Genomic DNA, 13,138 nt, shown 5'->3' with positions numbered 1-13,138 from the left:
GAACCGGGACGGCGTCAGGTGGTGGTGGTGCCTTTTTCCTTCAATGCGCGCAGCACGTCTGCCGGGCGGATCGGCAGGTGGCGCATGCGCACGCCCACGGCGTTGAAGATCGCATTGCCGATGGCGGGGGCGACGACCGTGGTGCCGGGTTCGCCCAGGCCGGTCGGCTTTTCGGTGCTGGGGAGGAATTCGATCTCCATCTCCGGCACGTCGGCGATGCGCAGCGGGGTGTAGGTGTTGAGGTTGCGGTCGCGGGGCAGGCCGCCGACGATCTCTGAACCCTCGAACAACGCCATGCTCAGGCCCCACAGGGCCGCGCCCTCGGTCTGGGCGCGGGCGCCGTCGGGATCGACGATGGTGCCGGCATCGACCACGATGGTCAGTTTCTGGCAGCGCACGATGCCGGTGGCGCGGTCGACATGGACCTGGGCGGCGCAGGCGATCCAGGTCGGCATGCCGCGTTCCTGGCCGAAGGTGGTGGCGATGCCCAGCGCGGTGTCCTTGGGCATGGTGCGGCCCCAGCCGGCCTTTTCCGCCACGCGGCGGACGACGGCGGCCTGGCGCAGCGCGCCGCCGGTGGAATCCGGCGCTTCGCCCTTGTTGCGGCCGGCGCCGGTGAGGTGCTCCAGCCGGAACTGGACGGGGTCCTTGCCCTGGAGGTGGGCGATTTCATCCCATGAGGATTCCAGGCCCCAGTTCACCCAGCCGGGGCTGACCGAGCGCAGCCAGCCGGGGCGGAAGGTGCGGTTGGCGAGATCGTTGGAGAGGGCGCGGACGCGCAGCGGCCCGACCTCGTACCAATGATCGCCGCCGGCGATGGCGAACGGGTCGTACGGTTTGCCGTCCACGCCCTTGGACATGAAGGCCGCCGCCATGACCTGCGTCGGCCAGCCGGCCGAGGCGTGGTATTCCATGGCGGTGATCGCCTTCTGGCCGTCGAAGGCGACGCGGATGCGCTGGATCGAGGGCGAGCGGAAGGAATCGAACTGCATGTCGTCCGAGCGCGTCAGGATCAGCTTGACGGGCTTGCCCAGCGCCTTCGACGCCAGGGCCGCCGGGATCATGTAGTCGCCGTTCAGCCGGCGGCCGAAGCCGCCCCCCAGCAGGTAGCTGCGCAGGACGATGCTCTTTTCCGGCCGGTCGAGCGCCTTGGCCAGTGTCGGCAGGATCAGCGACTGCCACTGATTGCCGGCATGGATTTCGAAGATGCCGTCTTTCTCGAACGCCAGCGCGTTGGTGGGTTCGAGCTGGTAGTGCATCACCGAGGCGCAGGTATAATCCTGCGAGAAGGTGGAGGCGGCGGCGGCGAAGGTGGAATCCACGCCCTTGTCGTCGAACACCATCACGCCGCCATCCTTGCGGTCGATCTGGGCGCGGCCGTGGTCGATAATGTCCTTTTCGGAGACGTTGATCGTCTCGCCGGGCGTCCAGTCGACCTTCAGCAGGTCGGCGGCGCGGATCGCGGCGCTGTAGGTGTCGGCGATGGCGACCACCCAGCCCTGCACCACTTCCGACGGGTCCTCGATCACCAGATAGCGCTGATAGCCCTTGATGGTGCGGGCGGCGCTGTCATCGACCGTGCGGACGCGCGAGCCGTAGCGGGTGGGCGGCATCTTGGGGCGGGCATAGACCATGCCGTCGACCTTGGCGTCGATGCCGTAGATCGCGGTGCCGTTGGTCTTGGCCGGGATATCCAGCGCCTTCAGGGCCTTGTTGCCGATCAGGTGGCGTTCGGTGGCCGGTTTCAGCGGCAGCTTGGCCAGCTCGTCGGGCGTGAAGCTGCGTGTGGGGTGGGCGCGGGCCACGATGTCGCCGTAGCTGATGCTTTTCGCGCCGGCGATCACCATGCCGTCGCGGGTGGTGCACTGGGCGGCGGGGACGCCGAGCAGCCCGGCACCGGCATCGGTCAGGGCGAGGCGGGCGGCGGCGCCGGCCTGGCGGAAGACGTCCCACGTCATCCACACCGACCAGCTTCCGCCGGTGACCATCAGGCCCCATTTCGGGTCGCTGTCCACGTAATTGATCTTCACGCGGTCCCAGTCCGCGTTCATCTCGTCGGCGATGATGCGGGCCAGGGCGGTGCCGACATGCTGGCCCATCTCGGCGCGGATGATGTTGACGGTGATGGTGCCGTCGGGCGCGATGGCGCACCAGATGGTGGGTTCGAACGCGCCGTCGCCGGGCAGGCCGGGTGCCACGAATTGCTGGGCGGCGCGGGCGGCGGGGAAGCCGAACATGACGCCCGCGCCCACGGCCGCCATCAGGAAGCCGCGCCTCGAGAGGCCGTTCGCGGCCTCGTTGCCGGCCCGCTGGCCGAGTCCCATCCGACCGAGCTTACCCATTGGACGGTTCTCCCCGCGTGGCCGCAGCGGCCTTCTTGATGGCGTCGCGAATGCGGATATAGGTCATGCAGCGGCACAGCGAGCCGCCCATGACGGCATCGATGTCCTCGTCGGTCGGCTGCGGGTAGTCGTGCAGCAGGCTGGCGGCCTGCATGATCTGGCCGGACTGGCAGTAGCCGCATTGCGGGACCTGGAGATCCTTCCAGGCTTCCTGCACCGGGTGGTTGCCCGCCGGGTCCAGACCCTCGATGGTCGTGATCTCCGCGCCCTGGACCGCCGAGACCGGGGTGATGCAGGAGCGGGTGGCGCGGCCGCCCACATGCACGGTGCAGGCGCCGCACATGCCGATGCCGCAGCCGAACTTGGTGCCGGTGAGGCCGATTTCGTCACGGATCACCCACAGGAGCGGGGTGTCGTCGGGAACGTCGACCGATATGTCATGGCCATTGAGCCGAAAACTCGTCATGTCGGGACTCCGTTTCTCAATGGGGTTCTCAATGGGACGCGGCGACCGGTGGGGCGGGAAGCGTCGCGCGGACGGCGGCGGCTTTCTTCTCCAGGTCGGTCCAGGGCGGCAAGGTGGTGCGGGTGCGGCGCAGATAGGCGGCCAGGCGTGCCAGGTCGGCATCGGTCAGCGCATGGTAGAAGCTGGGCATGGTGATGCCCGGCTGTCCTTCCTCGGTGCCGATGCCGCGCAGGATGACCTGATAGAGGTTGGTCGGCTCGGACAGCCACAGCGCGTTGTTCAGGGCCAGTTCGGGGCGGCCCAGCACCGGCCTGACGCCGGTATTGGCGTGACAGGCCGAGCAGGCGGCCTGATAGAGCCGTGCGTCGGGATCGGCCGTCTGCGGCGTCGTCAGGTCGCGGGTGGAGGTGGCCATCGCCGCCGTCAGGTGCCGGGCGTCGCCGGGTTGGCGGGCGTCGGCGTGGTCGATATTGGCCAGGTAGTGGGCGATGGCGTGCACGTCGGCTTCCGGCATCTCGCTCAGCCCGCCATGCACCACGGGGGACATCGGGCCGGCGGCGCTGCCATGCAGCGGGGCGACGCCGTAGCGCAGATACTGGAAGAACTCGTCTTCCGTCCAGGTGACGGGGGTGGGGTTGGTGGCGTTGAGCGGCGGGGCTATCCAGTTATCGACCGGGGCGCCGTCATAAGGGGCGCTCGCCTTTTCCGCACCCATCGCGTTGCGCGGGGTGTGGCAGGCGCTGCAATGGCTCAGCCCCTCTGCGAGGTAGGCGCCGCGATTCCACTGCGCGTCATGCGCCGGGTCGTTCTGGTAGGCGCCCGGATGGAGGAACATCAGCTTCCAGCCGGCCTGGAGGATGCGCATGCTGAACGGGAAGGGGAGCGTGTTCTCGCGCTTGACCGAATGCACGGGCTTCTGCGCCATCAGATACGCATAGACGTCGGCGATGTCGCCGTCGGTCATGTGCGTGAAATGATCGAACGGGAAGGCGGGGAACAGGTTGGCGCCGTCACGCGACACGCCGTAGCGCATGGCGCGGGTGAAGGCTTCCAGCGACCAGCGCCCGATGCCGGTCTGGGCGTCGGGGGTGATGTTGCTGGAATAGATGGTGCCGAACGGCGTGGCCATGGCGTAGTCGCCGGCCAGGGGGATGCCCGGCTGCCCGTCGCGCCTTGTGTGGCATTCCGCGCAATAGCCGCCGGCGGCGAGCACGCGCCCGCGCTCGACGCTCTCGGCGGGAAAGCTCGTGGCGGCCGGTGGCGCGATCGGGGCGATGGCGGGATGCAGCGCATAGGCCAGGAAGCCCGCGCCGGCGACGGCGCCGAGGCCGACCGCGCCGGCGGCGAGGCGCAGGATGGCGGTGCGGCCGATCATGAAGGATCTCTGGTGGACGGAAGCCGCATGGTATCACCCCTCTGTCATGCGCGGTGGCAGGTCGCCGTGTGTGCGGACCTCCGGGCATGAAAAGCGGGTTTCCATCCCTGTCCGTCTTGTGCCGGGCGGCCCCTCATTATGGAGCCGCCCGGCAGCCTGCAACCTGTCGGAAGCATTGTGACAAAACTTTAATCAATAAACCGTGAATTTTAACAATCACAAATTATTGATAATTTCGTCACGGGCAGAGGGTTGACGGTCAGTGGGCCTCCGGCAGGGCGTAGGCCACCACGTAATCGCCCAGTTTGGTGCCGAACGAGCCGTGGCCGCCATCGGCCGTGACGATGAACTGGCGCCCGTTGACCGCATAGCTCATCGGGGTCGACTGGCCGCCTGCGGGCAGGCGGTCCTGCCAGAGCTGGCGGCCGGTGGTGACGTCATAGGCGCGGATATAATAATCGGCCGTCGAGGTCAGGAAGGCGACGCCGCCCGCCGTGGTCAGCGGACCGCCCAGGCTGGGGATACCCACCTTGAAGGGCAGGGGGACCGGGGCGCTGTCGCGGATCGTGCCGTTGCGGTGCATCCACACGATCTTGTTCGTGGCGAGGTCGATGCCCGCCAGATAGCCCCAGCCCGGCTGCTTGCAGGGCAGGCCCAGCGGAGAGAGGAACGGGTTGAGCGTCACGCCGTAGGGCACGCCGAACTGCGGCTGGACGCCGGTTTCCGAGCCCGAGGGCTTGGAATTGTCCGGCGAGGCCGGGTTGTTGGGGCCGCGCGGGATCAGGCGCGAGACGAAGGGGATGGCGATCGGGTTGGCGATGGCGATCTGCCGCTGCGGATCGACCGCCAGGCCGCCCCATTCGAACATGCCCAGATTGCCCGGGAACACCAGCGTGCCCTGCAGCGACGGCGGGGTGAACGGCCCCTCATAGCGCAATTGGTGGAACATGATGCGGCACATGAGCTGGTCGAACATGGTGCCGCCCCACATGTCGGCATCCGTCAGGTCGTTCTTGGGACGGAAGGTCAGCTCCGAGAAGGGCTGGGTGGGGGAGAGATGGTCGCCCGGGGCCGGGCCCTGCGGCACCTTGGTTTCCGGCGCGGGGACGATCAGCGTGCCGGTGCGGCGGTCGAGCACGAAGATGTTGCCGGTCTTGGCCGGGGCGTACAGCGCCGGCACGATGTCACCCGACGCGGTGCGGATATCGACCAGGCTGGGCTGGGCGGGGATGTCCATGTCCCACAGATCGTGATGGACGGTCTGGTAGGACCAGGCCAGCTTGCCGGTATCGGCGTTCAGCGCCACGATCGCGCTGGCATAGCGTTCGGAGTCCGCGTTGCGGTTGCCGCCCCAGATGTCGGGGGTCTGCACGCCCATGGGGATGTAGATCAGGTTCAGTTTCGGGTCGTAGGACGACACGATCCAGGAATTGGGCGAGTTGGGGACGAAATGATGCGTCTCGGACGGCATTTCGTTCGGGTCGGGGTTGCCGGGGTCGAAGGCCCAGATCAGCTGGCCGGTATAGACGTCGAAGCCGCGGGTGACGCCCGAGGGTTCATGCGTCGAGTAATTGTCCATCACCGCGCCCGAGACGATGACGGCCTTGTCGGTCACGACCGGGGGTGACGTGGCCTCGTAGAAGCCCGGCGTCTGGACCGTCATGTGCTCCTGGAGGTCGATCACGCCGTTATCGCCGAAACGGGCGCAGCGTTCGCCGGTCTCGGCGTCCAGAGCGTAGAGATGGCCGTCATTGGTCGGCAGGAAGATGCGGCGGGGGCAGTCGTTCGGTGCCTGCGCGCCGTCGATCGTCTCGGCGCCCGGCTGGGTCTCATGGTACGAGACGCCACGGCAGGTCATGTGCTGGAAGGTGGCGTTGTAGGTGATCTTGGGATCGAACTTCCACTTCAGCTTGCCGGTCGCGGCGTCCAGCGCGAACAGGATCTGGTGCGGCGAGCACAGATAGACCGTGTCGCGGATCTTGATCGGCGTGACCTCGTCGGTGATCTCGCCCGGGTCGTCCGGCCGCTTCATGTCGCCGGTGCGGAAGGTCCAGGCGACTTTGAGGTCATGCGCGTTGGCCGGGGTGATCTGCTTCAGCGGGCTGAAACGGTCGCCGAACTGGGTGCGGCCATAGGCCCGCCAGTCTTCATCGGGCATCGCGGTGGCGTCGCCCGGCGTGGGCGCGTTGCTGGCGAGCTGGGGCAGGGCGCCTGCCTTGTCCTGCGGGTCCTGGATCAGGGCGCCGGCGACGACCGCGATCGCGGCCACCACGGAGGCGCGCAGTGGCAGGACGGTCGCCACGCCGGCAGGGGTGAGATGGCGCGTGACCGGCGGCAGCAGCAGCCAGATGCCCAGCGGCACCAGCACGTCGCCGCGTGGCGCGAGGGCCCAGAAATCGAAGCCGACTTCCTTCACCGCCCAGACCATCGTGCCGATCAGCAGCAGCGCGTAGACCCACAGGGCCTCGCGCCGTCCACGGAACAGCAGCCCTGCCGTGACCAGCATCGCCAGGCCGGCGATGACGTAATAAGGCGACCCGCCGAGCGTGGCGAGCCAGGCGCCCCCGGCCAGCAGATAGAGGCCGATCAGGATGAATATCCCGGCGGTAATGGTCAGTACGGGAGGCGTCCCGTTTCGATTTTTCATGAGCTATCCGACTAACTGTTGAAAACGGATTGTGATTGCGCGGCGCGTTGTCGAAGCGTCGCGATCGCGGCGGCCATGCGGTCCGTAACAACGTTTCGACCCTAGGTGAAACGATATCAAGTTTTCGTGTCATTGTGTGATCAGGAGGAAGGGGCGGATTCCGGGGGGCTGACGAGCTGGCGGAGGCAGGCGCGGGTGCCCCCGGTACGGAGTGCGGTACGGGTCTGCGCGAACAATTCCACGAAGGCCGGATGGTCGCGCAGACCCCAGCCGGCGAAGACCGACATGTCCAGCGCCTTCGCCGGGTCCGCGTCCGCCGCCAGGGCCAGGTCGTCGGGGCCCAGATGAGGTTCGTGGATCTCGTACGTGGCGCCGTTATCGTCGTGGCCGCGCAGATATTCGGCGAAGCAGGACAGCAGGAAGGCGATGCGCGACGCATCCGCGCCGCGTGCCAGCGTGCCCTCGGCCGTGGGGCGGACGAAGACCGGCAGTTTGGAGGCGCTGTCGGAGGCGATGCGGGGAAGCTGGTCGCTGATGGCCACGTTGCTGAAGCGGCGCAGGAGCTGTGCCGCGTATTCGTGCAGTTCCATGCCCGGCGGGGCCTGGAGCAGTGGCTCGGCATCCTGGTCGAGATACTGTTCCAGCAGCGCCACCATTTCGGGATTGTGCATGATGTCGCTGACGATGCGGTAGCCCATCAGCATGCCCGGCAGGCCCAGCATGGAATGCGAGGCGTTGAGCATGCGCAGCTTGACCTGCTCGTAGGGTGTGACGTCGCCGGTGAACAGCACGCCGACCTCTTCCAGTGGCGGGCGGCCGGCGCAGAAATTATCCTCGATCACCCACTGGATGAAATCCTCGCAGAAGACGGGCACGCGGTCCTCGACCCCGCTGCCGGCATCGAGCCGTGTGATGTCCAGCGGGCCCACCGCCGGCGTGATGCGGTCGACCATGGTGTTGGGGAAGGTGATTTGGGCTTCGATCCAGTCGGCCAGTTCGGCGTCGCGGGCGCGGGCCCAGGCCAGGAAGGCGGTGCGGGCGACGCGGCCGTTATGCGGCAGGTTGTCGCAGGACAGGACGGTGAACGGGCCGGTGCCGGCATCGCGGCGCAGGCGCAGGGCCTCGGTCACCAGGCCGAAGACGGTGTGCGGCACCTTGCGGGCCAGGTCCTCGGCGATGCTGGGGTGGTCGAGCTGGAAATGGCCGGCGGCGTCCACATAATAGCCGCCTTCGGTGACGGTGAGGCTGACGATGCGGATCGCCGGGTCGGCCAGGCGGCGGATGGCGGCCGCCCGGTCGTCGGGCGCGTGCAGATACTCCACGATCGAGCCCACGAAGCGCACACTGTCGGGTGCGTCGGCCGGGCATTCGGTCAGGGTATAGAGGCCGTTCTGCGCCAGCAGGGCCTCGGCCTTGGCGCGTTCGTGCGTGTCGTCCATCACGCCGATGCCCAGGATGCCCCAGTGTGCGTTGCCCGGCCGCGCCAGCACGCGGTCGAGATAGACCGCCTGGTGCGCGCGGTGGAAATTGCCCACGCTGAGATGCGCGATGCCGGGGCGGACCGCCGCCCGGTCGTAGGGCGGGATCAGCACGGAAGGGGGCACCGGGCCGAAGGGGGGAAGGATGGGCATGGGATGATCCCTGGTTGAGGGCGGGCCGGCAGGCTGGATGCGTGTCGGCCGGCGGCTTCGAGGGGAATCCCGTCATTGCGGGTCGAAAGAGGGAAGGCAAGGCTTGATTGCGGGGGCGGGTTTGTCTATAGCCAGCGGCCTGTTCGCGCGTCCGGGCCTGAAATGGGCATGCCCGGCCGTGATCGCTGCCTGATCGCTTGATGTGGTCACAGTCCGCAGAATTGAAGGAGATGAAAATGCCCAAGATGAAGACCAAGTCGTCGGTCAAGAAGCGGTTCAAGATCACCGCGACCGGCAAGGTGCTGGCTGGGCCGGGCAACAAGCGCCACGGCCTGATCAACCGCTCGCAGAAGATGAAGCGCACCAACCGCGGCTCGCAGACCCTGACCGAAATGGACGGGAAGACTGTGAAGCAGTGGGCGCCCTACGGGCTGGCATAAGGAGCACCTGAAACATGGCACGTGTTAAGCGGGGCGTCACGACGCACGCCCGTCACAAGAAGGTCCTTGCGCAGTCCAAGGGCTTCCGCGGCCGGTCTTCGACCAACTACCGCATCGCGCTCGAGCGCCTCGAGAAGTCGCTGCAGTATGCGTATCGCGACCGCCGGAACAAGAAGCGCGATTTCCGCGCCCTGTGGATCCAGCGCATCAATGCCGCCGTGCGCGAGCATGGCCTGACCTACAGCAAGTTCATCTTCGCGCTGGACAAGGCCGGGATCGAGATCGACCGCAAGGTGCTGGCCGCCATCGCGTATGACGATGCCGCGTCCTTTGCCGAGATCGTGAAGAAGGCCCAGGCTGCTCTGGCCGCCTGATTGCTCCTTTACGGTTAGTGGTCTGGAACGGGCCGCCCCGCAAGGGGCGGCCCGTTCTGCATTTGGGGGGTTTATTCCCGTCGTCGGAGCCTGTATCCGCGCAGGTCTCGGGTTCTTCAGAGGCTGTTTCAAAACCCCGCTGGTGGCGGCCTGACGGCGATTCTCTGCGCTTCGCGGCGGGCGGCCGATAAGGCCGCTCCGCTCCGATGCTCGAAAATCACCGCCAGCCGCGCGGCTGACGCCGCGCTTCCCCTCACCATCGGGGCTTTGAAACAGCCTCTGTCCCCTATTATTGCGTGTCTGTTTCCAGCGAGGTGCCATGAGCGACGATCTCGAAATCCTGCGGCGGGAGACGCTGGCCGCGCTGGCTGGGGCCGGCGACCGGCGGGAATGGGATGCCGTGCGTGTGGGCACGCTGGGCAAGTCGGGCCGGCTGACCGGCCTGCTGAAGGAACTGGGGCGGATGTCGCCCGAGGAGCGCAAGCTGCGCGGCGGGGCCCTGAACCGGCTGCGCGACGATCTGTCGCGCGCCATCGAGGCGCGCGGGGCGGAGATCGAGGCGGCGATCCTGAATGCGCGCCTGGCCTCGGAACGGGTGGACGTGACGCTGCCCGTACGGCCCGAATCGCAGGGCATGATCCATCCGATCAGCCGGACGATGGAAGAGATGGCCGCCATTTTCGGCGCGATGGGCTTCAAGGTGGCCGAGGGGCCGGATATCGAGACCGACTGGCATAATTTCTCGGCGCTCAACACGCCCGACCATCATCCGGCGCGCACCGACCAGGATACGTTCTACCTGCCGGCCGAGCAGGGCAGCCAGCGCGAGCGCGTGCTGCGCACCCAGACGTCGGGCGTGCAGATCCGCACCATGCTGGGCGAGGCGCCGCCGATCCGCATCATCGCGCCGGGGCGGACATACCGCGCCGACCATGATGCCACCCATTCGCCGATGTTCCATCAGTGCGAGGGGCTGGTGATCGACCGGGGGATCACACTGGCGCACCTGAAGGGCTGCCTGACCGATTTCCTGCGCGCCTATTTCGGCCAGCCGAGCCTGCCGGTGCGGTTCCGGGCCTCGTATTTCCCGTTCACCGAGCCGTCGATGGAGGTCGATATCGGCTGGTCGCGCAAGACCGGCGAGATCGGCGGCGGCGGCGACTGGCTGGAGGTTCTGGGCTCGGGCATGGTGCATCCGCGCGTGCTGGCCAATTGCGGGCTGGACCCGCGCGAATGGCAGGGCTTCGCCTTCGGGATGGGGATCGAGCGCCTGACCATGCTGCGCCACGGAATCCCGGACCTGCGTTCGTTCTATGAGAGCGACGTGCGCTGGCTGCGCCATTACGGCACCAGCCCGCTGTCGCCGGCCCTGCTGCATGAAGGTCTGTGATCGATGAAGTTCACCCTGTCCTGGCTGCGCGACCATCTGGACACGACGGCCTCGGTCGATGAGATCTGCGCCAAGCTGAACACGATCGGGCTGGAGGTCGAGGGCGTCGAAGACCCCGGCGCCCGGCTGGCCGCCTTCCGCACCGCCCGCATCGTCGAGGCCGTGCAGCACCCGAATGCCGACCGGCTGCGCGTGTGCCGCGTCGATGCCGGGCCGGGCTTCGAGGAAGTGCAGGTGGTCTGCGGCGCGCCGAATGCGCGCACCGGCCTGTCGGTGATCTTCGCGCCGCCGGGTACCTGGGTTCCGGGCCTGGACATCACCATCAAGGCCGGGTCGATCCGTGGCGAGGCCAGTGGCGGCATGCTGTGCTCGCTGCGCGAGCTGGGGCTGGGCGAGGACCATGACGGCATCGCCGAACTGCCCGAGGGCACGGTGACCGGCCTCTCCTATGCCGATTTCGCCGGGCTGAACGATCCGGTGATCGAGATTGCGGTGACGCCGAACCGGGGCGATGCGCTGGCGGTGCGCGGCATTGCCCGCGACCTGGCGGCGGCGGGGCTGGGGCATCTGCGCCCCTGGCTGGCCGAGACCGTCGAGGGGACCTTCGACTCGCCGATTGGCTGGGCCAACGACTTCCCCGAAGCCTGTCCGTGGGTGCTGGGGCGGACCGTGCGCGGCGTGCGCAATGGGCCGAGCCCGGATTGGCTGCAGAAGCGGCTGCGGGCGATCGGGCTGCGCCCGATCTCGGCACTGGTGGATATCACCAATTTCTTTGCCTTCGATCTGGGCCGGCCGCTGCATGTGTTCGATGCCGACCGGGTGACCGGCGGGCGGCTGACGATCTGCCGGGGTGCGGGCGAGAGCTTCCGCGCGCTGGATGGGCGCGATGTGGTGGTGTCGCCCGAGGATTGCGTGATTGCCGATACGGCCGGGGTGCAGTCCCTGGCCGGGATCATGGGCGGCGAGGCGACCGGGGCGACGGACGAGACCACGAGCGTGTTCGTGGAATGCGCGCTGTTCGACCCGGTGCGGATTGCGCTGAGTGGCCGGCGGCTGGGGCTGCATTCCGATGCGCGGCACCGGTTCGAGCGTGGCGTGGACCAGGCGTTGCCGGTGGCGGCGCTGGAAGCGGCGACGCGGATGATCATCGACCTGTGCGGCGGCGAGGCCAGTGAGGTGGTCTCGGCCGGCGAAGCGCCGGCGTGGCAGCGGGAGGCGCATCTGCGCTTCGCGCGGATCGCGGGGCTGGGCGGGCTGGACGTGCCGGCGGACGAGGCCGTGGCCTCGCTGGAGGCGCTGGGCTTTGAGGTGCGCGAGCGCGACGAGGCGCGCGTGGTGGTGGATGTGCCGTCCTGGCGCAACGACATCGCCATGAAGATGGTGCTGGACCAGGCGCCCGATCTTTCGGCGGAGCGGGCCTTTGCCGCTGCCGAGGGGGCTGTGGCGGTCGATTCCGAGTGCGATCTGATCGAGGAGATCCTGCGTCTGCGCGGGCTGGATTCGATCCCGCCGGTCTCATTGCCCGCGCTTTCGGCCGTGCCGTTGCCGGCCCTGACGCCGCGCCAGACGCGGACCGCCACGGCGCGGCGCGTGCTGGCGGCGCGGGGGCTGATGGAGACGGTGGCGTATTCCTTCGCGGCGCAGGAAGCGTGTGCGCGCTTTGGCGCGGTGCCGGAGAGCCTGCGTCTGCTGAACCCGATTGCTGCCGATCTGGACCAGATGCGGCCGACGCCGCTGGTGAACCTGCTGGGGGCCATCGAGCGTAATACCGCGCGGGGTTATCCGGATCTGGGCCTGTTCGAGGTCGGGCCGGGCTTCTCGGAAGCCGGGCAGAGCCAGATTGCGGCGGCGCTGCGCAGTGGCCATGCGCCGCGCTTCCCCGGCCGGGCGGCCGAGCCGGTCGAGCTGTGGGATGCCAAGGCGGACGCGCTGGCGGTGCTGGCGGCGCTGGGTGCGCCCATCGAGGGGATCAGCGTCACGGCGGATGCGCCGGGTCATTATCATCCCGGTCGTTCGGGCGTGCTGCGTCAGGGGCCGAAGATCGTGCTGGGCGTGTTCGGCCAGTTGCATCCGGCGCTGCTGGCCGGGCGTGGGCTGGATCGGCCGGTGGTGGGGTTCGAGCTGTTCCTCGATGCGATCCCCGACCCCAAGCGGCGGCGTCGGGCGGCGCCCGAGCTTTCGGCGTTCCAGCCGGTGCATCGCGATTTCGCGTTTGTCGTCGGGCGGGATGTGGCGGCCGAAACGGTGCTGCGCGCGGCGCGGGGGGCCGAGCGGACGCTGATTTCCGGCGTGCGGCTGTTCGATGTCTATGAGGGCGACAAGGTGCCCGAAGGCAGCAAGTCGCTGGGTGTCGAGGTGACGTTGCAGCCGGTCAAGGCCAGCCTGACCGATGCCGAGATCGAAACCGTGTGCGGCGCGGTCGTGGCGGCGGTGCAGAAGGCCTGCGGAGCGACGCTGCGCGGGGAAGGCTGAC

At 68.2% G+C, this 13,138-nt stretch carries 9 protein-coding genes; 4 read left to right on the top strand and 5 right to left on the bottom strand.

Translation table 11 applies throughout. The features are described from left to right. Nucleotides 1-14: 14 nt before the first annotated feature. The 5 genes from HLH29_RS11570 to HLH29_RS11550 form a co-directional block, all read right to left on the bottom strand. Complete coding sequence (locus HLH29_RS11570; protein ID WP_182966928.1) at nt 15-2,342, bottom strand: xanthine dehydrogenase family protein molybdopterin-binding subunit; 2,328 nt, start codon at nt 2,340-2,342, stop codon at nt 15-17. Beyond that, entirely contained in the window at nt 2,335-2,808 is a 474-nt protein-coding gene (locus tag HLH29_RS11565; RefSeq protein ID WP_182966926.1) for a (2Fe-2S)-binding protein, read from the bottom strand. The genes HLH29_RS11570 and HLH29_RS11565 overlap by 8 nt, the downstream gene beginning before the upstream one ends. A 28-nt stretch (nt 2,809-2,836) precedes the next feature. After that, nucleotides 2,837-4,183, bottom strand: coding sequence for a c-type cytochrome (locus HLH29_RS11560; protein ID WP_182966924.1), 1,347 nt, complete (start codon nt 4,181-4,183; stop codon nt 2,837-2,839). 259 nt (nt 4,184-4,442) lie between these two features. After that, entirely contained in the window at nt 4,443-6,830 is a 2,388-nt protein-coding gene (locus HLH29_RS11555; protein WP_182966922.1) for a glucose/quinate/shikimate family membrane-bound PQQ-dependent dehydrogenase, read from the bottom strand. A gap of 140 nt (nt 6,831-6,970) precedes the next feature. Next, on the bottom strand, nt 6,971-8,461 hold the full coding sequence (locus HLH29_RS11550) for a mannitol dehydrogenase family protein (protein WP_182966920.1): 1,491 nt from the start codon (nt 8,459-8,461) through the stop codon (nt 6,971-6,973). Nucleotides 8,462-8,697: 236 nt separating this feature from the next. Between HLH29_RS11550 and rpmI the strand changes: the two genes are divergently transcribed. The 4 genes from rpmI to pheT all read left to right on the top strand — a co-directional run bounded on the left by rpmI (nt 8,698) and on the right by pheT (nt 13,137). Next, nucleotides 8,698-8,901 (top strand): 50S ribosomal protein L35, encoded by a 204-nt coding sequence (gene rpmI, locus HLH29_RS11545; protein ID WP_114729229.1) that lies wholly within the window; start codon nt 8,698-8,700, stop codon nt 8,899-8,901. A 14-nt stretch (nt 8,902-8,915) separates the two neighbouring features. Then, nucleotides 8,916-9,275 carry a 50S ribosomal protein L20 gene (gene rplT, locus HLH29_RS11540; RefSeq protein ID WP_182966918.1) on the top strand — a complete coding sequence of 120 codons (360 nt, stop codon included), beginning with the start codon at nt 8,916-8,918 and terminating at the stop codon, nt 9,273-9,275. A 319-nt stretch (nt 9,276-9,594) separates the two neighbouring features. Next, on the top strand, nt 9,595-10,665 hold the full coding sequence (pheS, locus tag HLH29_RS11535) for a phenylalanine--tRNA ligase subunit alpha (RefSeq protein WP_182966916.1): 1,071 nt from the start codon (nt 9,595-9,597) through the stop codon (nt 10,663-10,665). A gap of 3 nt (nt 10,666-10,668) precedes the next feature. Continuing rightward, the gene (gene pheT, locus HLH29_RS11530) at nt 10,669-13,137 is read left to right on the top strand and encodes a phenylalanine--tRNA ligase subunit beta (protein WP_182966914.1); all 2,469 of its coding nucleotides are present in this window, start codon (nt 10,669-10,671) and stop codon (nt 13,135-13,137) included. Nucleotide 13,138 lies beyond the last annotated feature (1 nt).

This window comes from Gluconacetobacter tumulicola (assembly GCF_014174215.1).
In the GTDB taxonomy this organism is placed as follows: domain Bacteria; phylum Pseudomonadota; class Alphaproteobacteria; order Acetobacterales; family Acetobacteraceae; genus Gluconacetobacter; species Gluconacetobacter tumulicola.
This window is presented reverse-complemented; position numbering and strand designations above follow the sequence as displayed.

Coding starts and splice junctions, on each gene's coding strand:
- HLH29_RS11570 (WP_182966928.1), bottom strand. CDS start 2,342: ATGGGTAAGCTCGGTCGGATGGGACTCGGCCAGCGGGCCGGCAACGAG.
- HLH29_RS11565 (WP_182966926.1), bottom strand. CDS start 2,808: ATGACGAGTTTTCGGCTCAATGGCCATGACATATCGGTCGACGTTCCC.
- rplT (WP_182966918.1), top strand. CDS start 8,916: ATGGCACGTGTTAAGCGGGGCGTCACGACGCACGCCCGTCACAAGAAG.
- pheT (WP_182966914.1), top strand. CDS start 10,669: ATGAAGTTCACCCTGTCCTGGCTGCGCGACCATCTGGACACGACGGCC.
- rpmI (WP_114729229.1), top strand. CDS start 8,698: ATGCCCAAGATGAAGACCAAGTCGTCGGTCAAGAAGCGGTTCAAGATC.
- HLH29_RS11560 (WP_182966924.1), bottom strand. CDS start 4,183: ATGATCGGCCGCACCGCCATCCTGCGCCTCGCCGCCGGCGCGGTCGGC.
- HLH29_RS11555 (WP_182966922.1), bottom strand. CDS start 6,830: ATGAAAAATCGAAACGGGACGCCTCCCGTACTGACCATTACCGCCGGG.
- HLH29_RS11550 (WP_182966920.1), bottom strand. CDS start 8,461: ATGCCCATCCTTCCCCCCTTCGGCCCGGTGCCCCCTTCCGTGCTGATC.
- pheS (WP_182966916.1), top strand. CDS start 9,595: ATGAGCGACGATCTCGAAATCCTGCGGCGGGAGACGCTGGCCGCGCTG.